At 43.8% G+C, this 20,018-nt stretch carries 19 protein-coding genes and 1 pseudogene; 9 read left to right on the top strand and 11 right to left on the bottom strand.

All coding sequences use genetic code 11. The features are described from left to right. Nucleotides 1-201: 201 nt before the first annotated feature. Both ACLFWI_RS09920 and ACLFWI_RS09915 read left to right on the top strand, forming a co-directional pair. Nucleotides 202-594: a hypothetical protein gene (locus ACLFWI_RS09920; protein WP_446408015.1), complete on the top strand. Its 393-nt coding sequence runs from the start codon at nt 202-204 to the stop codon at nt 592-594. A gap of 2 nt (nt 595-596) precedes the next feature. After that, the gene (locus tag ACLFWI_RS09915; RefSeq protein WP_446412806.1) at nt 597-2,012 is read left to right on the top strand and encodes a hypothetical protein; all 1,416 of its coding nucleotides are present in this window, start codon (nt 597-599) and stop codon (nt 2,010-2,012) included. Nucleotides 2,013-2,127: 115 nt separating this feature from the next. Here ACLFWI_RS09915 and ACLFWI_RS09910 read toward each other — a convergent pair whose 3' ends face one another. From ACLFWI_RS09910 to ACLFWI_RS09895, 4 genes are all read right to left on the bottom strand, one after another. Beyond that, entirely contained in the window at nt 2,128-2,967 is an 840-nt protein-coding gene (locus ACLFWI_RS09910; protein ID WP_446412805.1) for a peptidase, read from the bottom strand. A gap of 39 nt (nt 2,968-3,006) precedes the next feature. Beyond that, a complete protein-coding gene (gene secG, locus ACLFWI_RS09905) occupies nt 3,007-3,237 on the bottom strand; it encodes a preprotein translocase subunit SecG (protein WP_044209019.1) in 231 nt (76 codons plus the stop codon). Between the two features lie 62 nt (nt 3,238-3,299). Continuing rightward, complete coding sequence (gene gpmI / locus ACLFWI_RS09900; protein WP_446412804.1) at nt 3,300-4,898, bottom strand: 2,3-bisphosphoglycerate-independent phosphoglycerate mutase; 1,599 nt, start codon at nt 4,896-4,898, stop codon at nt 3,300-3,302. 447 nt (nt 4,899-5,345) lie between these two features. Continuing rightward, on the bottom strand, nt 5,346-7,046 hold the full coding sequence (locus ACLFWI_RS09895) for an ABC-F family ATP-binding cassette domain-containing protein (RefSeq protein ID WP_446412803.1): 1,701 nt from the start codon (nt 7,044-7,046) through the stop codon (nt 5,346-5,348). Between the two features lie 416 nt (nt 7,047-7,462). Between ACLFWI_RS09895 and ACLFWI_RS09890 the strand changes: the two genes are divergently transcribed. Then, nucleotides 7,463-7,966, top strand: coding sequence for a hypothetical protein (locus ACLFWI_RS09890; RefSeq protein ID WP_446412802.1), 504 nt, complete (start codon nt 7,463-7,465; stop codon nt 7,964-7,966). Between the two features lie 138 nt (nt 7,967-8,104). On the opposite strand, the gene ACLFWI_RS09885 is transcribed toward ACLFWI_RS09890, so the two are convergent. Next, nucleotides 8,105-11,248, bottom strand: a complete 3,144-nt coding sequence (locus ACLFWI_RS09885) for a pentapeptide repeat-containing protein (protein ID WP_446412801.1) — start codon at nt 11,246-11,248, stop codon at nt 8,105-8,107. Between the two features lie 350 nt (nt 11,249-11,598). On the opposite strand from ACLFWI_RS09885, the gene ACLFWI_RS09880 reads away from it, so the two are divergent. Both ACLFWI_RS09880 and ACLFWI_RS09875 read left to right on the top strand, forming a co-directional pair. Continuing rightward, a complete protein-coding gene (locus tag ACLFWI_RS09880; RefSeq protein ID WP_446412800.1) occupies nt 11,599-12,522 on the top strand; it encodes a ParA family protein in 924 nt (307 codons plus the stop codon). Beyond that, a complete protein-coding gene (locus tag ACLFWI_RS09875) occupies nt 12,506-13,048 on the top strand; it encodes a hypothetical protein (protein WP_446412799.1) in 543 nt (180 codons plus the stop codon). The genes ACLFWI_RS09880 and ACLFWI_RS09875 overlap by 17 nt, the downstream gene beginning before the upstream one ends. Nucleotides 13,049-13,050: 2 nt before the next feature. On the opposite strand, the gene ACLFWI_RS09870 is transcribed toward ACLFWI_RS09875, so the two are convergent. From ACLFWI_RS09870 to ACLFWI_RS09850, 5 genes and pseudogenes are all read right to left on the bottom strand, one after another. Further along, complete coding sequence (locus ACLFWI_RS09870) at nt 13,051-13,431, bottom strand: hypothetical protein (protein WP_446412798.1); 381 nt, start codon at nt 13,429-13,431, stop codon at nt 13,051-13,053. A 180-nt stretch (nt 13,432-13,611) separates the two neighbouring features. After that, nucleotides 13,612-14,508: an Rpn family recombination-promoting nuclease/putative transposase gene (locus tag ACLFWI_RS09865; RefSeq protein ID WP_446412797.1), complete on the bottom strand. Its 897-nt coding sequence runs from the start codon at nt 14,506-14,508 to the stop codon at nt 13,612-13,614. 104 nt (nt 14,509-14,612) lie between these two features. Then, nucleotides 14,613-14,849: a helix-turn-helix domain-containing protein gene (locus ACLFWI_RS09860; protein ID WP_446412807.1), complete on the bottom strand. Its 237-nt coding sequence runs from the start codon at nt 14,847-14,849 to the stop codon at nt 14,613-14,615. Between the two features lie 27 nt (nt 14,850-14,876). Further along, nucleotides 14,877-15,095, bottom strand: a pseudogene (locus ACLFWI_RS09855) (helix-turn-helix domain-containing protein); the annotation flags it as partial. Nucleotides 15,096-15,148: 53 nt separating this feature from the next. Further along, nucleotides 15,149-15,394 (bottom strand): helix-turn-helix domain-containing protein, encoded by a 246-nt coding sequence (locus ACLFWI_RS09850; protein WP_446412796.1) that lies wholly within the window; start codon nt 15,392-15,394, stop codon nt 15,149-15,151. A 114-nt stretch (nt 15,395-15,508) separates the two neighbouring features. Here ACLFWI_RS09850 and ACLFWI_RS09845 point away from each other — a divergent pair, with 114 nt between their 5' ends. The 4 genes from ACLFWI_RS09845 to ACLFWI_RS09830 all read left to right on the top strand — a co-directional run bounded on the left by ACLFWI_RS09845 (nt 15,509) and on the right by ACLFWI_RS09830 (nt 17,840). Next, on the top strand, nt 15,509-15,757 hold the full coding sequence (locus ACLFWI_RS09845) for a hypothetical protein (RefSeq protein ID WP_446412795.1): 249 nt from the start codon (nt 15,509-15,511) through the stop codon (nt 15,755-15,757). Between the two features lie 77 nt (nt 15,758-15,834). Further along, nucleotides 15,835-16,212 carry a hypothetical protein gene (locus tag ACLFWI_RS09840; protein WP_446408004.1) on the top strand — a complete coding sequence of 126 codons (378 nt, stop codon included), beginning with the start codon at nt 15,835-15,837 and terminating at the stop codon, nt 16,210-16,212. Nucleotides 16,213-16,226: 14 nt separating this feature from the next. Next, entirely contained in the window at nt 16,227-16,733 is a 507-nt protein-coding gene (locus ACLFWI_RS09835; RefSeq protein WP_446408003.1) for a hypothetical protein, read from the top strand. Nucleotides 16,734-16,952: 219 nt separating this feature from the next. Then, nucleotides 16,953-17,840, top strand: a complete 888-nt coding sequence (locus tag ACLFWI_RS09830; RefSeq protein WP_446412794.1) for a hypothetical protein — start codon at nt 16,953-16,955, stop codon at nt 17,838-17,840. Between the two features lie 222 nt (nt 17,841-18,062). On the opposite strand, the gene ACLFWI_RS09825 is transcribed toward ACLFWI_RS09830, so the two are convergent. After that, nucleotides 18,063-20,018, bottom strand: a 1,956-nt coding sequence (locus tag ACLFWI_RS09825; protein WP_446412793.1) for a CARDB domain-containing protein, incomplete at its 5' end; no start/stop codon positions are given.

The raw sequence follows: 20,018 nt of genomic DNA, 5'->3' as shown, positions 1-20,018 counted from the left end.
TATCAAAGACTCGTTGGCGAGTATCAAACACTCATTCATTATGGGTGGGCGCACGCCGGTATGCTCAGGGCGCACGCCGGTATGCTCAGGGCGCACGTCGGTATGCTCAGGGCGCACGTCGGTGCGCCCCTACGGTTCGTTCAATGCTGAATAGCCAAATGGGATGAGAGAATAAGGTAAGGTGAATGGAGAACCTTACCCATGAATGACTATCACCAACAATTACTAACCGCCTTCCTGAATGGTTTAGCCAAATTAGAACAACCGTTACCGCCAGAGGTGCAGTCTCAACTTCATGATTTAGCCGAACAGATGAAAGCCAATCCCCATACCATTGGCAATCTGGATAGAATTGCAGAACGCTATCCTCCCCTCGATACTCTGTATCATCAGGAATGTCATCAACTTGAGAATAATGTAGGAGTTCGCAATAAAGGATTACCCCCCCTTCCCATCCCCAACGAAGCCACCCAAGAACTCACGAATTCCGCCATTGATATCTTTAGCGCTGCTGATTCTGTGGCTCAAGCCAAGACTAAAAGAAATCCCAATCTTCTCAAACGGATTTGGCAAGCGATTCGGGGTGAAAACTGAGTATGTCTGATGCAATTATCTATCCCAGTATTGACCTCTTCCTTTATGATCTCAAGGAAGGATTAGGTCAAGATGCTAATCAAATTGAACAAAATCGCCGCCGATTCTGGCAGAAAATCTACGGTGATTTAGATGAAAACAGCTTTGAGGAAACCTACCGCAAACTGTCCTCCACTCACACTCTTGATTCGGGCATTATTCCCTTACTAGAAACCCGACGTAGAGACTTTCCTGATCCCTTCGATGGGTACTACGAACCCCTCCAATTAAATGATACCTATGCTCTCCATGTTGATTATTCTGGAAAACTCGATGCGAATGGTCAAGACAACGATGACCCTCAACTTCTCCACAATAAACCCTTCTATCACTTAAAACAAGACCTAATTCAACGTCTATCCCAACAAACGGGAACCATTGGACAAACCTGGTTACTCTGGGGTCAACTGACTACCCCAAAAACTGATACGGAGATTGAAGAAATTGCCCAAGATTGCTACACCCAAATTCTCAGTAATTATAACTGGAACCGAGACATTATCGGCAAAGGACAGTTAAACGGTGCCACTCTATTTGAACTCTGGTATCGTCCCCCAAATCCCGGCTTATCCCCTGCCGATTTTTGGACAAAATATCGACAAGAAAGCTATCATCTATTAATCTGGCTCTTTCCCCATGACTCCAGCCCCAACGCCATGCGAACCCAGGTACAAGCTACCTATTATGACTGGTTGCGCTTGTTTCAATACCGTCATAAAATTGTTTGGTCTTATTACCAAAGCCAAGCAAATAAAACTAGCCTTAAAGAAAAACATAAGAAGATTCAACGTGCGATCCAAAACATTGAACAGATGACTGAACAATTTGAAAAAAACCGGATCAGGTTGGGGCATTTGCAACAAATGATGAAAGATAACTTGATTAATTTGTCAAACTATGCCAAGGACTTAAACTACCTACAAAACCAAAGCCGTACCCTAACAATTAACCTGGAAAACTATCACTATCGGCTGCAAAGTATACAGAAAAAGTATCGCGGGAGCAACTTAACGGTTCTGGAAGAATTCAGCAGTGAACTCTACGCCCAGAAATACCAGCGCCAAGTCGCCTCCGACTGTGAAATCTTCCAACCTGGACTCACATTACTAGAGAATCTAAATAGTACCCTACAAGGAATTATCAACGTTGAGCAAACCAAGAGCGATCGCGCTCTCAATAATACCATTGCCTTAGCTGGGATTGTGCTGGGGATTAGCGGCTTAACGGCTACGGCGATTTCCGTACAACAACCCCAACCGAAATCCTACACCGATGTTTCGTTTTTATCCTCACCCATCTTTATCTGGAGTCTGGGATTAAGCGCCCCGTTTCTCATCGCCCTCCTCTATCGTCTCATCGCCCATCTATGGCGGCGTTAAATCGGTGTTAGGTGGAATGGAACTGACTTAAGGCTGGTGGGCAATGCCCACCCTACGGTATTAGGACTTAATAATATAGTCCGCGTAGGCGGACTTTGTTTGTGTAGCCGCGATTTTAATCGCCGTGGTAAAAAGGGGTTTCCAATGGCGGATTTGGTGTCACCGCCCATCCTAAGCGAGTGGGCTGCTGGTAAATCCGTTTCAACGTGTTGATATCCCGCACGGAGATTTCTGGGGGATAGCGAACTTGGGAATAGTACATTGTATCCGTTTCCACCGGAGAATGACCCCAAATCCCCAACGCATGTCCGAGTTCATGACGAGCCGTGGCTAGGGTATAATCTACCGTTTGGTGGGGACTCAGGTAAATAGTAAACTTGTGCGCTAAAATACGTTGTGATTCCTCAACGCCGGGACGCAGATAAAATTCGTAGCGAGTTTCTGCGGCGCGGGCGCGAATGTTCTCAAATCGTTGGGTTTCGCGGTTAAAGGAGGCTTGCAAAGCAGGGCGCGATCGCACAATCGTAATATCTGCTGATTCTGTCTCAGAAACCACCTGTAACGGTAAATAGACAGTCCATTCCTCTACCGTTTGTAACACAGCATTGTACCAATCGTGGAATCGTTTAGCACTAGCCGAGGATTCCGCTGATTCTCTGGGTTGTTCAATATAAACCTGAACCGGAAACTCGGACCAAACCAGATACTCCACCGACGTTAACTTAATCTCCGTGAAATAATCACCAGCATCAGTCTGATCATCCCACTGCGCCAATGTTTGGGGGAGGGGGTGAGGTTGAGGAGTTGGGAGAGAGAACGGAATCCCAGGGACATGCCAAGATATCGATAGTAACAGAATTAAACCACTGGTCAAGATCGCGATCGCGATCCACAAGAGACGTTTCCTGGTGCTATGGAGGAAACGCCTCAGCTTGGGAGCGGTAATTTTTCTCATCCCAAATTCGTTGCTTGTTCGATTCAGTGGGGGAAGATATCACTGATTCAACCACCCAGCACTCAAAACAATGGTCAAACCAATAAAGATAATGGCAAGCACCCAAGTCACCCGATTGAGGGCGGTTTCGGCACTTTTGGCACTGGTGAACAGTTGGGCTTGACCGCCAATTCCACCAATACCATCCCCTTTGGGACTATGAAGCAACACTAAAACAATCAAACCGAGAGCAGATGCTGCCCAAATAATTTGCAGAACTTGACTGGTCATACTTGATTATGGCTTATTTGTCAATGGCAATGTGGTCTTCTTTTTTCGTCCCAGACCAAAGACTACAAGGCAACTCGTACTGGCGTCCGATTCTTCCGCACATCAAACTCCACAGGTTTAATCATAGAACGTCCCGTCATTTCTGCCGGTTGTGGTAGTTGCAAGATGTCCAGAATCGTCGGTGCAATATCTGCCAGCCGTCCATCGCTCCGCAGAGCAACGTCCGTGCCATGTCCAGGGATTTTTAATTTTTCCCCTTCTATCAAGATAAAGGGTACAGGATTGGTTGTGTGAGCCGTCCAAGCATTGCCTTGTTCATCTCGCATGTATTCCGCATTCCCGTGATCGGCGATAATGATCGCGGTTCCGCCCACTTTGTTGATGCTTTCAATCAACTGTCCCAAGCAGTGATCCACCGTTTCAATGGCTTTCACACAGGCGTCTGTATTTCCCGTATGTCCAACCATATCCGGGTTGGCGTAGTTGATCACCACCAAGGAGTAAATCATCTTGCTAATCGCCTTTACCGCCACATCCGTCACATCGACGGCGGACATAGCCGGGGCGCGATCGTAGGTTGACACCATGGGACTGGGAATCAGTTCCCGATCCTCTCCTTCAAAGGGTAATTCTAAACCGCCATTAAAAAAGTAGGTGACGTGGGCGTACTTCTCGGTTTCAGCCGTGCGGAATTGGCGCAACCCATTCCGGGAAACGACTTCGCCGAGAATATTATTCAAGTTCTGCGGCTCAAATGCCACCCAAACCGGGAAACTGGGATCGTACTGGGTAAACGTGACAAAGGTTAAGGGTTTAATCAGTTCCCGTTCAAATCCATCAAATTCAGGATCAGTCAAAGCTTGGGTCAGTTGTCTGGCGCGATCGGGACGGAAGTTAAAGAAGATTATCCCATCGCCTGGTTCCAATGCACCCGACGTAATCCGAGTCGGCAGAATAAACTCGTCAGTAATGTCCGCCTGATAAGACGCTTGCATCACCTCAACCGGACTCCGACCATCCCCGTTCCCATCCTGGGTGATCATGTCGTAAGCTTTTTGGGTGCGATCCCAGCGATGATCGCGATCCATGGCATAGTAGCGACCACTAATCGTGGCAATGCGTCCAATGCCAATTTTGTCAATATGGTCTTGAATGGTCTGAAGATAGCTGATCCCGGAGTTGGGGTTGGTATCCCGACCATCCATAATCGCGTGAACGCAAACATCAGAGAAGCCTTGGGATTTAGCAAAATCGAGTAATCCCAGCAGATGGTTGATATGGGAATGCACACCACCGTCCGAACATAAGCCGATTAGGTGTAACTTACCCCCTTGATGTTTCAGTTCTTGGCTCAATTTCTGCAGGGCTGCATTCTCCCTGATCGAACCATCTTCCACAGCATCTGAGATGCGAACTAGTTCTTGGGGGACGACACGCCCAGCACCGATATTCAGGTGACCCACTTCCGAGTTACCCATTTGACCCTCTGGTAGACCTACGTCTTTACCAGATGTCCGAATTGTTGTACTGGGATAAGCCGTCAACAGGCTATCCATCACAGGGGTTCGAGCCATGGCAATGGCATTTCCATCCCTGGCTTCGCGATAGCCCCAGCCGTCCAAGATGACTAGCACCACAGGAGATACAGGTGCTTGCATCATAGTATCGCTCTTAATTCCTACACTAATTTCACCGCCATGATATCATTAGTTTCTTGATTTGATGGCTAATTTTTGCCTTTCTTTTGACTTTTTAGGCGTTTTGCCGGAAAATTTAGCGGCTTCTTCGGTCTATTTTCTTTCTCAGGAATCCTTGTTCTCGATACGCTCTTTGCAGAGGATACTTGTTGACACGATTCTCAACTAGCCCACTCTTGTGTCATGAACACCACTCGCGTTAACCCGCTCAAGTCAGCTTTAGCTGACTGGATAAGAGTTTGAGTTGTCTTGCTGTAACTCTACTTTTAGTCCATTTTAATGGACTTTAGCTATAAGCCAAGAACTTGAGTTCTTGGCGGGTGTCGGGGCTGATTAAAAATGGTGCAAGATATCAGTTTCAACAGGTTTAAGCTTTTAGCCCCAACTTTAGTTGAGGGCTGACTAAATTTTTTATCGAGGTTTGGCGGCGGCTTTCTTCTTGGCAGCTTTATCTGCTTTCTTGGCGGCTTTTTCGGCGGCGATCGCGGCGAGTCTTTCCTGTTCTTTCTCCTCGGCTATTTTATCCAGATAGTAGTGATAATCACCCAAATAAGTGCGGAACTCCCCATCACGAATTTCTACAATTTTCGTCGCCACTTGGGAAATAAAATAACGGTCGTGGGAGACAATAATCACGGTACCGTCATAATGCTGGAGGGCTTCCTCTAACATTTCTTTGGCGGGAATATCCAGGTGATTGGTTGGCTCATCCAATAAGAGTAAATTCGCGGGACGCAGCAACATTTTTGCCAAAGCCAGACGCGCTTTTTCACCCCCACTCAGGGATTTGACTTTTTTGAATGCCGTTTCACCACTAAAAAGGAACCGTCCTAATAAGGTGCGAACTTCTTCATTTTTCCAATCGGGAACTTCATCATGAATGGTTTCTATGACAGTTTTAGTTGACTCCAGCGCTTCGGCTTGATTTTGCTCAAAATAGCCGGGGATCACATTATGCTTACCCAGTTCCACAATCCCTTCCGTGGCGTTTTCCATCCCCATGATCAGGTGTAATAGTGTGGATTTACCTGATCCATTCGGTCCCAAGAAAGCGATGCGATCGCCCCGTTCAACCAGCAAGTCTGCACCGAGGAAAAGAATCTTGTCGTCGTAGGTATGTACCAATTCCTTAATATTGACCACCTCGCGACCACTCCGAGGGGCTGGGGGAAAACGGAAATGTAAGCTTTTTAAGCTACCCGTTGGTGCTTCAATGCGTTCAACTTTTTCTAATTGTTTCTCACGGCTTTTTGCCTGGGTGCTGCGGGTTGCACTAGCGCGGAACCGTTCAACAAAGGCTTGCTGCTTTTCCAGTTCTTTTTGTTGACGCTCATAGGAGCTGAGTTGGGATTCTTGCATCTCAGCTTTTTGCTGCAAGTAAGCTGAATAATTGCCCAGGTAGGTGGTAGAGACACCGCGTTCAGTTTCCACAATTTGGGTACAGAGGCGATCCAGGAATTCCCGGTCATGGGAGACAATCACCATCGGGGTTTTTAATCCTTTCAGGTAATTTTCTAACCATTCGATGGTTTCTAAATCGATGTGGTTTGTCGGTTCATCTAACAGTAATATGTCAGGGCTTTGCAGCAGGATTTTACCTAAACTCATCCGCATTTGCCAACCGCCACTGAACGCGCTAACTAAGCGATCGCCGTCTTCAGGGGCAAATCCCATTTCTGGTAATATCTTCTCGATTTGGGCTTCCAGGCTATACCCATCAAGGGCTTCAAACTGACGCTGCAATTTATCCAACTTGTGGATCAGGCGATCGAGTTCATCGGGATCAGCGGTTTCCATCTCCCGTTGCACCTGCGCCAGATTATGCTGTACTTGGTTGGCTTCCGTAAATACCGTCCAAAACTCTTCGCGCACCGTGCGACTAGGATCGACTTCAAATTCTTGAGTGAGGTAAGCGATGTGGAGACTGGTAGGGCGGATCACTTCCCCCGCCGTGGGTTCTATCTCCCCCGCAATAATCTTGAGTTGGGTGGATTTACCCGCACCATTCACGCCAACCAAGCCAATGCGATCGCCCGGTTTGACTTCCCAGTTGACATCCCTGAGAACTTCGCCAGTGGGGTAAATTTTACTAATGTGTTCTAGTCTCAGCATGGGGGTAATGTCTCAAGCAGATTACAGCAGGGAGATTGAGCTACCCGACGTTTTGGGTACGCCGCTGACTCTCCATCCGAGTTTATCGTAACAAAATTTAATGGATCTATTTATGGGTTCTGATTGAATCGGCAATAATCAAGGGCGTCGGTTGGTGCAACCTTAAAGACGTAATCAGTCAGTTGTAGGGGCGGGTTTAGCCGTTTAATTAGGATATCTACCGATAACCTTTCAACAAAACCCGCCCTTTGTCATAGTGAACCGATAATCTAGAGGGTGTAGCGGGGTTAGCGGTGAGATGTCATGCATTTAAATTGGGAATGGGTAGCGAGCAAGATGCAAAGCCTGCGGCATGGCTTCGCTAAACGCACTACAAGGATTTCGCCATTATTGACATTATTGACATTAAAGTTTAAATGCCGAACAGCTTACCAGAAGCCGAGTTTCAGATTGAGTCACTATTCAATGTAGATATCCCAGCGTGTCATGCTGTCACCTCCATTGGTGAATGCTTGAACTACCTGTTTGATCCCAAGTGCGATCGCGTTTCACTAATCCAGCTATTTTATCGTGTTTATAACGCATTAAAACCTGGAGCAGTTTTCATTTTCGACATTGTAGAACCCGGGCAAGTTGCACCAGGAATCCTCACCCAGGGATTTACAGAGGGAGAGGATTGGGTGGTACTGGTAGAAAAGTTGGAGGATCGTGAACAGGAGATATTAACCCGTCGAATTATTACTTTTAGGAAGGTGGGGGAATACTACCGACGGGATGAGGAAATACATCGCCAACAATTATACCAAGGGACAGATATCACCGAACAACTGCGTCAAGTCGGTTTTGAGGTGCAAACAATGCGGAGTTATGGTGAATATACTCTGCCCAAATCTCGTGTAGCGTTTATCTCATTTAAATAAATTTAATAAACTACATCCTGGTGACGGTTTTATTATCGATGCCGTCTCTTTCTCCCGGAATAAATCTTTAGTGATTTCTTAAGTTTTTCTACTTGGCAATTACTCCCAATCGTAGTCTAAAATCTATTTATTAATTCTCTAACGTCCTAATCCAAACACTTGCCTGAGATTGGGTGGCAGATCAAATGCTGTGTCCATTCCACTGACATCATCCCATGTTGTTTCTATATTCCAGATTATTCCTCCTAGGAATGCACGACTAATATTAGCACTACTGAGGTTGGCATCTTGGAGGTCAGCACCTCGGAGAGATGCACGACTAAGAGATCCGTATTTCAGGTTAGCCCCCATTAGATCAGTACTAAGGAGTTCAGCACCACTTAGATTAGCACCACTTAGATTAGTATAACGGCAGGATGCATGATTTAGAAATGCCTGATTCAATTGGGTACTACTGAAGTCAGCACGATCCAAATTAGCACCTCGTAGTTCAGCATTGCTGAGATTAGCTTCTCGGAAGTTAGATCCTCTCAAGTTAGCACAACTAAGATTAGCATGGCTGAGTTCGGCACTACTGAGATTAGCGCTGCGGAGATCAGCACCACTTAGATTAGTGTGACTGAGATTAGCGTTACTCAAGTTGACTCCCCGCAAGTCAGCACTACTTAGGTTAGCATTACTAAGATTGGTGCTACATAGATTGACCCCCTGAAGGTCAGCGCTATGTAAATCCACACCACTTAGTTCTGCATGGCTCAAAAATTTCCCTACAGTCTGTACAAATGCATCAACTCCAATACAGTAGCTGTAGCCAATAATCCGCCGTAGTCGAGAGCCGTCAAAATCATCATGATCTGGCTGACCACAGGGATAAAAATAAACTGTTTTTTTCAGATTTTCTTGGTCTTGAGCAAGGCGATGTAACTCTAAAATCAAAATCAAAATATTTAGACCTGTATAAATATCTACGGTGTGAATATTTATCCATCGCTTTTCCACTAAAAATTTAGGGTCTTGCCATTGCTGCTTTTTGGTTAAAGGAAAGTTTTTATCGATTGTATCAACATCAATAAACTCTCCATCACACCAACGAAAATAGAAATCCTCTAGGCGTTCAAATAGGATACCTGTATCTATTGTTTCACTAGTATTTAACCAGGCGCTCAGATAGTCTACAATATCCGGCGTCAGCCCTCCATAGCCAAGTAGGTCATAAATTTCCCAATTCATATCATCTCTCGACACCTCATACGAGGTTTGATGCTTGCCCCCTTGTATTGTCCATGCTTCTAAACTTTCTCGCAGCCGTTCAGCAAACAAAAAATCACTAAAGCTTTTATGCACAAACTCAACTGAACCATCTCGTCCACTGGTCGGTTGTAAGTAAAAAGTGGCAAGAATATTTCTCAAAGGATTTTCCTTGTCTTGAGTCTGTGATCTTTCTAAAGCTTGAGTATACTCTTCACCTTGGTGACGTAATCGTTGTTCAATCATAGCGATTGATGCATATTCTCCACCAGACTGAACGACGCATAGTCCAGCTTCAGCCAGAATTCGTCGCAAATTTTGTACATCTAATTCTGTTAGTGCGGTATTTAAATTGTACCCTTGGTCAGAGCGTTGTTTAGTGAGAACCCAATTAAGAGACTGTTCATAAATCAAAATCTTGGTTTCAACACTACTAACTTGCTCAAACATTGCATTATTTAACTGATTATCTCGATGCATGGCTGCCAAGAGATATAGTAATAACGGCTCTCTCGCCAATTCTCGTACTCGATCTGGCAAGCGTTCATCTTGTAAAAACTGGCGAAATGCCGTAGTTTTTTCAGTTCCTACCTGAATTTGCCACTTATCAAGCCATTTCTTCTGGCTTTGGTCATCCATGGGTATGATTTTCACACACTCCAGATTATTTGGCATCGACAGCTCAATGCTTGGACTCTGTAAGGACAAGGATCTGCCGGTAATCAAAACTCTGTGTCCCTTTTCACTATTCTCGTGGCAACGTTGTTGAAATTTTGCCACTTGGGTGATGAATTGTTTTAAGCCTCTATCACTTCTCCCTTGCAATAGCAATTCATCGAAGCCATCCAGCAAAAACAAAAATCGAGTATTGCCATCTGTTAACCAACCACTATCACTCGTAGCAAAATCCCAGCCTATAGCTGTTTGTAGGGTTTTTTCTAAATCCTTGTCAAAGGTTGTGATATCGCGTAACCGGATTAAAATCGGTATCCAGATGGGATACAAGTGCTGTCTGACCCAATCGGCAAACATGCGGCAAAATACACTCTTCCCCCGTCCAGGTCCACCTTCAATGAACATGACCTGATTCTGTTTACCAGAATCTTCAAGTATCTTCTGCGTCCATTTTTCTATATCAATGGGCTTTGACCTTTCATCCAGTTCACCACTTGGCTTTACAGGTTGTACTTTCAGCGATACATAGATATCTTGGAACGTAAATTCTTCATCAAATACTCGCTCAATTGGCTTCTGCTTGATTTGCCTATCCAGATAGTTGTCAATACTCTGATATTTTTCCAAGTCTCGCCGCCAGCCATCACGATACAAGTCGGCTAGGCGTTTAACTGAATCTCCTGCCTCAACTAAGGCTTGTATCATATATCGATGAGTACCGTGAGCAACCCGCCTTGATAAAAGCTGGGCTTGAGTTTTATTGAGTCCTGCCTGACATAACCGAGCGGTTAACACCTTGTTAAAATCCTGCGCTAACTTGGATTCATGAAAGCACAAAAGTGCTTTTTTGGCTTCTGACTCATCCAACTCAAGCTTCTGACCTAAACGTCTAATCTGCTTGACGATTTCTGCTGAAGTTCGAGTTTTACCAATTCGGTTTAACTCTGACAAAGTCTGTTCAGGTAAAAACTCATAAGTTTTCTGTAAACTTTCTAAATATGCCGCTTGGCTCACAAATGCCACACAGTCTTCTAGAGAGAGTTCTCGCTTAGTTTGTTTCAGGTAAAATGCTAGTAGTCCGGTTGCCAAGGGGATGAACGGTAAGCTTGCTCCCAGAATTTGAGCTGGAGGTGAGTTTAGTACCTCTAATAGTGAGGAAATTTTCCCCATCGATGGGGCTAATTGCCGGACGTTGCTCCCTTCTTCTTTGAGTGTCTTCGCCAAATCCAAAACAGCTTTTGCCGCCTCGGTTCCACTCTTTAGTGTTTCTGAACCACTCGTTACTTGATCGACTGAAAGCAACTGATCAACGTCAGAATTCAAAACCTTCCAAATGTTTTTCCAGAGCTTGCTTGCCATGGCTACTTATATTATTGATGACCCGTTCTCATAGGGTAGCTACTTTTTCTAGGGGTTGTCACCCTCTATAAACTTTGACAATCAAGAGGAGTCAAAACAGAAAAACGTATCATCTAATACAAAAAAGTGAATTCTACCTTGTCCTCCTGATCCTCCGCTCCCCTAAAGTCTTAACCGAACACTCCTCAATCTCCTGAGCTTCAGCAAAATTTTAACCTTGCTGTCTCCAGAATTATAAGCTATAGTAAAGGGAAAATCTGTGACTCACAACCTCCATTTTGTATTACACCAGTTGTATTACACAGTTGCCGGCTTTTGAAAATACTATATATCATATCTGTTTTTTTTAAATGCGTACAATTGCAATCCATACGTCAAAGGGAGGCGTTGGCAAAACTACTTTAGTGATTAACCTTGCTTATGAACTAGCCAAACTTAACTATAGGGTTTTAGTGGTTGACTTGGATGATCAAGCTAATGCTAGTCTTTCTTTAGGTGTTAACGAAGCTGATAAACTAGATAAAGCTTCTAGCTTTGAAGAATTTAAAATAATTTTAGAGACTTTCAAGCATAGAAAAGAACTCATAGATTTTTTATGTGACTACGAGTTACCCAGCTTTGATTACCAAGAATATATAAGACCATCTGCTCTAAATGCCGATCTAGAAGATATATCTACCCGTAGTGGTATAATCGACGTATTATCGGGTAGTTATCGAACTACAGATAAGGCAATTAGTAACTTGCTAATGCCGCAAACACGATTGGATACAGCACTTCAGACACCAGGCATCGCTAATAATTATGATTATGTAATCATTGATACACCTCCCAGTTCAACTGATATTGCTAAGGGGGGCTTAATTGCAGCTCAGTACCTACTTATTCCAACTCAGCTAGAGTATCTATCAGTATACGGTATCAATACACCACTAGATTTCATGCGGCGGGTTCGACAACAATTCAAGCATCAACGAGGTATGGTTCTGGGAATAGTCCCCATGATGACGCAAAAAAGATCACGACTTAATAGTATGGTTAGAAAGTTACTGGAAAAACGACTTGAAACAGAGGATAACATTCCGATATTGCCAGAAATCCATCGCTCTGACTATATTAGCCAAGCGTCGAGGGCACGTAAGCCGATTTCTCTATTTGCTCAACAGCAATCGAAAGCTGAAAATATCGCCGAAGAATTTATAGAATTGACTCAAAAAATTTTAGAAAGAATAGAGGTTATTGAAAAGGACAACAAAAATGATGGAAGATTTTAAACAGATTGAAACAAAACCTTATTTAGTTGCAGTGAACCAATTAGAAGTTCCTCCGGGAAAACCTGAAGTTTCAAAAGCTGAACTGGAAAATATTTCACAGGCATTACAAACATGGAGTACTAATTTCTCTCTTCCGATTGCCTGCTTAACGGATCAGGACAATAGCTATCGTCTCTTGACAGGTTTACCAATCTATCAAGCAGCTATAAATGCAGGAATGCAGCGAATTTGGGTATTTTTGATTTCGGCAGATCAGAGGGACACTGAAAAAGCCATTGAACAAGCTCTGTTACAGTCAAAACTCAATCAAATCATTCTTGATTCTCAAGATATGACGAACTTTATCAATTTCCTCAATGATCATAAATCTGATCTTACTCAAGTTTATGGTATTGGGGATAATTATGCAAAGCAAATTATTAGTAAACGCCCTTACAATGACTTAAAAGATTTACAAAAAAAACATGGTAATAAACGACCCTTGAATTGGGCAAAAGGCTACAAAAAGATGAAAACTGAAACTTAGATTCACTTCTTAGAGATACTTGCTTTAAGCAAAATCATCAGATGTTCCAACTGCTCATATAAATCAAGTTCTGTTGCTTCAGCTTCTGTGAGTGTTCCTTCTCGGTTTTTGTCTAGCAGCGTGCGGAGACGTTCTTGAGCTTCTGCTGACACTTTAAAGGTAGTGATTTCTTGAGGAGTAGGGCGGGTGATCAAAAAGTCTAGAACTTCAGTGTATGCAATTGGAGCATCTTTTGGGTTAGTAACAGATGAGATTTGGTTAGGTAAGGGAATTCTGGGGGGAACAGTTTCTACGAGACGCTGTAGTAATTCGGGAAGACGCTCCCGAAGTGGTTCTAGGCGTTGAGCCAGTTCGTCTGGTACGTGAATGGTGAGTTCAGCCATTGTTACTTTTTCGTATCTGAAAAACTGTGAGTTGATAACCAGCTTGGATGAGTTATGTTCTCTCTATCTTATGCTGAATTGCACGCTCCTCGTATTCTGGTGGGCAGTGCCCACCCTACGGTATATCAAGAGTTTCGGAGATATCAATGCTTCTCCCCGCTTAAATGTTTACCTACGGACTTATCGCCCCTCTAGCCAACTTTCCACATCCTGTAAACTCTCAAAATCGAAAATACTTTCTGTTAAACTCTCCAATTGTTTAAGAGATAAATCTTCAACTCTACTGGTTATTGCAACTGGAATTTCTCCAAAACGCTTTTTCATTAAACGCATAGCGAGAGCAATACTTTGTTTAATTCGCCCTTGTTCTTCTGCATAAGTTATCCTCCCTTTCTCGTCTTGTAACATTATCCCTCGGCGATCAACTATTTCTAATTCTTCCACCGTCATTTTGGCTTGGTTGGCAATATTCAAAGCGAGTTCTATCTCACTGACTTCACTTAAACTATCTGGTATTGTATCCAAGGTAGCAGCTTCTTTAATAAAATAAATCCACTTATCACTTAAACTGTTTAATTCTGACAGATTTTTATTGAATTTGGGCAATTCTATAAAAATGAGTTGCAATTCTACATCAGGATATTCAATTTTTTTTGTTTTTTCCTGAAAAACAAATTGATTAATTACATCGGAAGTCTGGTTAAACAGGATAAAATCGGTGATTGTTACAGCAATTACTGGGGTGAGACTGAGATATTCTTCTCCAATTCCTAATTGATTGCTATAAGCTTTACTCAGGTTATAAATTACCCGTTTACTAAAAGCACTTACCCGCGCTATTTGCATTTCAATCACTACAATAGATCCATCAGCTAAAACCGCTTTAATATCCAGATAAGTATCTTTTAATGTCATCGCCTGACCCGGGTTATAGGGATTGACAATGGTTAACGATTGGATGATTTTTTCCTCTCCATAAATAATGGCATTGAGAAAGCTGATTAATATCTCTTTGCTTTGCTCGGAACCAAATATTTTCTTAAAGGCATAATCAACCTTGGGACTGATAAACTTCATGGTTTCTCCCTTTTGAGCCTGAAGTGATGGAATCTTTGTTTATGTTATCACAAAAAACTGTATCAAAAGCTTATGACTGCGTAACAGTGCATCCCCTAAAACGACTACTCATCCTCATCTGACTCATCCAGATACAACCTAATAAACTCCTCGGCTGCCGCCGGATTAAGCTTATTCAGCCCCTTCCTAATTTGGAGGATAGCATCACCTCCTGGATCTCGATTTTCATTAACCCAGTGGTGAATTGTTGATCGCCCAATACCCATTGCTATCGCCAACTTGTTTTGGCTAATGCCGTAGGCTTCCAACACCTGTCTTAAAGATTTTCCTGCCTTTCCCATGGTTTCTATAGCGCCAGAGGCAAATGACTCATCTAAATACAAGCCAATAAACTCCTCGGCTGCTGCTGGATTAATCGTATTCAGTCCCTTCCTAATTTGGAGGATAGCATCACCTCCTGGATCTCGATTTTCATTAACCCAACGGTTGATACTAGAACGCCCAATACCCATCGCCACCGCCAACTTATTTTGGCTAATGCCGTAGGCTTCCAACACCTGCTTTAGTACTGTCCCTGCTTTTCCCATGCCTAAATTTTGTTAAAGGCTCATGAAGGCGAAATGCTAACAAAACGCATTCTCTACGACTGTTCCTCATCCTCCTCTGACTCATCCAGATACAAACGAATAAACTCTTCTGCTGCTGCTGGATTAATTTTATTCAGTCCCTTCCTAATTTCTAGGATGGCATCGCCGACAGGATCGGCAACCTCATAAACCCAGCGGTGAACATTAGAACGCCCAACTTGCATTACCACGGCTAATCGATTTTGGGTAATGCCATAACTTTCCAAGACCTGTTTGAGTGCTTTGCCTGCTTTTCCCATGCCTCAGATTGTGTCAGAGGCTCATAACTGAGTAAATGTTCCATATATGGAAAACTAAGGTATGATAATATTGTTCCTTATATGGAACAAAACAGAAAAAGCAGTTAAATTCCCATGACACAAGAGTTTCTTCCCAACCCAACCCCCAACCCCCAAACCCCTCTCCCTGCCAATCCACCATCAGAACCCAATCGAGTCCCCCTAAAAGTCTTAGTCATCAGCACTCCCCAAGGCGTCAGTAGCACCATTCACACTTTTTACCGCCTTGGCTACGCCCAAGTCAGTGAATGGAGCAAACCTCAGCCGACTCAAAATCCTGGTGAGGTTATGAGTATTCTGAGCCGCCGTATCCAGGTTCCCTAATCGGCAGCACAAATAACCTAACCCCTTCTGTCGCTAAGAAGGGGGAACCAGACACTCATCTCAAATCACGAATAGTTATGCAACCCTTACGCCACCGTATCAATCCCCAAACCTTCGTCATCACCCTCCAACAAATCGCCAAATACCTGAAAATTAACCCAAAGCGTATCCTCAACTGGGAAAAGTGGTATAACGTCCTCTGGGTACATATCAAAGGATTGGGCGGTTATTTTATTAGTTACCGCCAGCTAGAACAGTGGATTGCCGCTTGTCGTACCCTAATCCGCTTCTGCCCAAACCTGGAAACCCTCAATACCCTTTGGTTACTCATCCACCAAGAATCTCAACGATACACAAAAGAAGGCTTTTCTCGACTCGAAGCCATCTGGCAACAACGGCAAACATATTTGTGCGATCGCTATGTCAAAATAAGAAAATCTCGGCACACACCATGAGGAGGCTAACCCTAATGTTCAGAATCGGTAAAATACTCACCGCTTTATCACTCTCCCTATTTTTACTCCTAACGGCTTGTGCCGCACCGTCAACCGCTCCCCCATCGTCTACTGAAGCGCCTCAAACTAGCACTCAACAACCTACTCAGGTTTCCGGTGAACCTTTGGCTGGGGGGCAGTTTAATCAATTCTTCCCCGACGCTAGCGGTGATTATCAGCGAATATTTGCCCAAGAGAAAACTGGATTTGCCGAAGCCAAGTTGAAACAGGATGGCAAGGATGTGGCGGTGCTGTCGATTAACGATTTAGCCAATAACCCAAGTGCGGCTAAGAAATTTCAGGATAGTTCTAAAACAATTGCTGGGTATCCTGCTGTCGAACGGGGGAAGACACAAACCGCGATTCTAGTTCGCGATCGCTTCCAAGTCAAAGTCCAATCCCGTGACGACTCCTTTACCCCTAGCGATCGCGAGGCTTGGCTGGCAAAGTTTGACCTGCAAGGATTATCCCAACTCAAATAAAATTGGTCTTATGTCAAAACACTGATTTCACAGATTTATTGTCCAGATTCGGGTAGGGGATGAAAGCTTAGTTACACTGATTACACAGAAAGGTTAGTTCTCTATGATTTGTCATTGGTCATTGGTCATTGGTCATTGGTCATTGGTCATTGGTCATTTATCTTTTGTCATTGGAAACAAATTAAAGATATCATTGAAACGATTTATAGGAGACTTTACATGAGTAAATCTATTATTGAATTAGTTGATAATTTACCTCAAGGTGGATTAACCGTTTCCGTATTGAAAGCCTTAGACTTTGTTGCTCCTGGTGATTGGCAAAATGTGGTTGGCTTTGAAAATACCGTCCGGGAAGTTACAGGTGAAGATGATCCGGCATTAATTCAAGATATTAGTGAACGCGCTCTTTGGCTCTATAACGACAAGTCCCAAGGCTATCAACGGGCAATTTGGCTATTCCAATCTGTTGATAGTGCGGATTTTGCTCTCGGTGCAGCCGCTTTAGCCAATAAAGTCAGTGAACGAGTTTCGTTTCTGGGATTTTTAAATCGACTTACACCCAAAGCGGATACGGCACAAACCATCGATTTGTGTTTAAAAGTTGTGGCAGAGTTGGTGGCGTTTTGTCAAATTAACGGCATTCCTGGAGACAGTATCGGGGATTTTGTCAATGCTTTAGCTGACTATAGCGGTGAGTCGATGATCCGGATGGCGGGACTTATCTGTATTGATGGTTTGATTCCTCTGGGTCCAGATTTCATTCAAGTGGCACAATCGACACTTTCTGGGTTAAGTCCCTCTCGCTTAGAGCAAAATTCCACCTTCCAACAAATCAGCGGCTTGATTCCGGGAGAGAGTTCTGAAGGGAAGCTTAACTTCATTGGAGAAAGCTTTGATGCGGTGAAAGGTTGGATGGGGGGTGTCGTTGCGGCGAAAGGGTTGACACCCAAAAAGGTGGTTAATCACCTGCAAGGATTTGTGGAAATTGCGGATGATAAGTTGGACTATCTGGCTGCATTTTTAGACACGTCAACGAATTATTACGAACATACTGGCACTCAAACCGTCGCCCGTCGTTTAATCGAACGAGCAGCGGCTGAAATTTGATAGAACAATTCCCCGTTCAATCTAGAATAAATAGACGGCGAATGGAATTCACGCCTACACAAACCAAGTCCGCCTGCGCGGACTTTTAAGGCAAATTTTAGTTAATTTCCCCCAACCCCCCTCATTCCCCCTTTTTAGATCCCCCTCTTCCCTTTTGATCCCCCTTCCGTCCAAAAGTAAGGTTATCCAGTCTGAAGGCAATTGCTTTTATAGCAATCGTTGTTACACAAAACTAAAGTAACTATCATTCAAACTCAGACTGCTTTCACCTTGTACAATACCAATCAATTCATCTTGACCTGAGGGTGTAGAAGACTGGAGGAAAACGCCAATTCCTGATGGTAAACTGGGGGAAACAGTGGCGAGTTGATAGTCAGCCACACTGCCATGAAGTTCGATGATATCTTGATTGATATCAAAATCAGTAATCAGGGCGTAATCGGTAGAACCATCGGTTGTTCCGTCAGCATCATCATAATAAGCGGTGAATACATCTCCAAGTTGGAACACATCCGCACCAAAGCCACCGATAAGACTATCCACTTCCCCTAAACCGGGATTTGCCAGATTGAGTTCAACGCCGATTAACAGATCATCGCCGCGATCGCCAAACAAGGTATCATTCCCTGTACCGCCAAAGAGATAGTCATCGCCGCGATCGCCAAATAGCATATCACTTCCGGCTTCACCAAACAGGTTATCATCGCCGCGATCGCCAAACAGGGTATCATCGCCGCCACCGCCTACTAAATCATCATCATCGCGCAAGCCAGAGAGAATGTCATCACCGGGAGTGCCAAACAAGGTATCATCGTCATCGGTACCAATGAGTTCAGTATCGGAAATTAGCACATTGTCATAATCCACAAATAAACCATTATTAGAATTATTGGTTTCATCGGTTTCAGGAAGTGTTCCGTCTTGATCAATGATCATACCAATGTAGTAAATTCCATCACCATTCCAGGTAGAATCATTAATTCCTGGCAAGGTTAACCCCGTTGTATAAGCACCAATGCTGTTACCCGCTAAACCATTAATTGTCGTACTACCGAGAAATTGATCCGCAGTGTCGATATTATTATCGGTAGAAACGTAGAAAGAAACATCAAACGCTCCGGCGGCAAACATTTCCATGTTTTGCACTTCAAAATTGACATCGAAGTGATCACCAGCCGCTAGGGGTTCCTGCACTAAGTTGAAATCTACGCCAACTAAATCCGCCAGTTGGGTATTATTGATGACCACATTATCCGTATCCAACATCAAGCCAACATTGGCATTATCCGTTTCAATTGTTTCCGTGATATCATCACCGGAATCAATCATCATGCCGATATGGTAGCTGCCATCTCCACTCCAGAACGCATCATTAGCTTCAGGGAGAATAAAGTTGCTAGTAAACGTGCCACTGCTATTGGCTGCTAAGCCGATGAAACTGATTGTATCCAGCAGTAAATCTGAGTTACTAATACTACTGTCACTGGACAAATATAAGGATACATCAAATACACCAGCCGCTGCTGCACCACTATTTTCAATCGTCAAGTCAATGTCGAAACTATCACCTGCATTGAGCGGTTCGGGGGTGACATTGAAGTTCAGTCCAGACAGGTTGGCGATTTGGGTATTATTGATGGCTACATCATCGTAATCGAATAAAAAGCCGACATTTGAATTATTGGTTTCATTGGTTTCGGTAACATCTGACCCCGAATCAACTCGCATCCCGATGTAATAGGTATCATCTCCATATAAATCCCAGAAGGAATGATTAACTCCGGGCAAGTTTAAGCTTTTTGTAAAAGAACCCGTGCTGTTCCCGGCTAACCCATTAATCGTGGTACTACCTAAGAAATGATCAACCGTGGTGATTAAGTCATTACTGGAAAGGTAGAAGGAAACATCAAATGCACCAGCGCTACCACCCGTATTGGTAATGTCAAAATCAATGTCGAAACTATCACCTGCATCGAGGGGTTCTGGAGTGACATCAAAATCCCACCCCGACAAGTCAGCCAATTGAGTATTGTTGATGGCTACATCATCGTAGTCGAACAAAAAGCCGAAATTAGAATTATTGGTTTCATTGGTTTCGGTAACATCGGCTCCCGAATCAACCAGCATCCCGATGTAATAGGTATCATCTCCATATAAATCCCAGAAGGAATGATTAAC

It is taken from the genome of Coleofasciculus sp. (assembly GCF_046539235.1).
Lineage (GTDB): Bacteria > Cyanobacteriota > Cyanobacteriia > Cyanobacteriales > Coleofasciculaceae > Coleofasciculus.
This window is presented reverse-complemented; position numbering and strand designations above follow the sequence as displayed.

Excerpts from the sequence above, each read along its gene's own strand:
- ACLFWI_RS09920 (WP_446408015.1), top strand. The coding sequence starts at position 202 with ATGAATGACTATCACCAACAATTACTAACCGCCTTCCTGAATGGTTTA.
- ACLFWI_RS09915 (WP_446412806.1), top strand. The coding sequence starts at position 597 with ATGTCTGATGCAATTATCTATCCCAGTATTGACCTCTTCCTTTATGAT.
- ACLFWI_RS09910 (WP_446412805.1), bottom strand. The coding sequence starts at position 2,967 with ATGAGAAAAATTACCGCTCCCAAGCTGAGGCGTTTCCTCCATAGCACC.
- secG (WP_044209019.1), bottom strand. The coding sequence starts at position 3,237 with ATGACCAGTCAAGTTCTGCAAATTATTTGGGCAGCATCTGCTCTCGGT.
- gpmI (WP_446412804.1), bottom strand. The coding sequence starts at position 4,898 with ATGATGCAAGCACCTGTATCTCCTGTGGTGCTAGTCATCTTGGACGGC.
- ACLFWI_RS09895 (WP_446412803.1), bottom strand. The coding sequence starts at position 7,046 with ATGCTGAGACTAGAACACATTAGTAAAATTTACCCCACTGGCGAAGTT.
- ACLFWI_RS09890 (WP_446412802.1), top strand. The coding sequence starts at position 7,463 with ATGCCGAACAGCTTACCAGAAGCCGAGTTTCAGATTGAGTCACTATTC.
- ACLFWI_RS09885 (WP_446412801.1), bottom strand. The coding sequence starts at position 11,248 with ATGGCAAGCAAGCTCTGGAAAAACATTTGGAAGGTTTTGAATTCTGAC.
- ACLFWI_RS09880 (WP_446412800.1), top strand. The coding sequence starts at position 11,599 with ATGCGTACAATTGCAATCCATACGTCAAAGGGAGGCGTTGGCAAAACT.
- ACLFWI_RS09875 (WP_446412799.1), top strand. The coding sequence starts at position 12,506 with ATGATGGAAGATTTTAAACAGATTGAAACAAAACCTTATTTAGTTGCA.
- ACLFWI_RS09870 (WP_446412798.1), bottom strand. The coding sequence starts at position 13,431 with ATGGCTGAACTCACCATTCACGTACCAGACGAACTGGCTCAACGCCTA.
- ACLFWI_RS09865 (WP_446412797.1), bottom strand. The coding sequence starts at position 14,508 with ATGAAGTTTATCAGTCCCAAGGTTGATTATGCCTTTAAGAAAATATTT.
- ACLFWI_RS09860 (WP_446412807.1), bottom strand. The coding sequence starts at position 14,849 with ATGGGAAAGGCAGGAAAATCTTTAAGACAGGTGTTGGAAGCCTACGGC.
- ACLFWI_RS09850 (WP_446412796.1), bottom strand. The coding sequence starts at position 15,394 with ATGGGAAAAGCAGGCAAAGCACTCAAACAGGTCTTGGAAAGTTATGGC.
- ACLFWI_RS09845 (WP_446412795.1), top strand. The coding sequence starts at position 15,509 with ATGACACAAGAGTTTCTTCCCAACCCAACCCCCAACCCCCAAACCCCT.
- ACLFWI_RS09840 (WP_446408004.1), top strand. The coding sequence starts at position 15,835 with ATGCAACCCTTACGCCACCGTATCAATCCCCAAACCTTCGTCATCACC.
- ACLFWI_RS09835 (WP_446408003.1), top strand. The coding sequence starts at position 16,227 with ATGTTCAGAATCGGTAAAATACTCACCGCTTTATCACTCTCCCTATTT.
- ACLFWI_RS09830 (WP_446412794.1), top strand. The coding sequence starts at position 16,953 with ATGAGTAAATCTATTATTGAATTAGTTGATAATTTACCTCAAGGTGGA.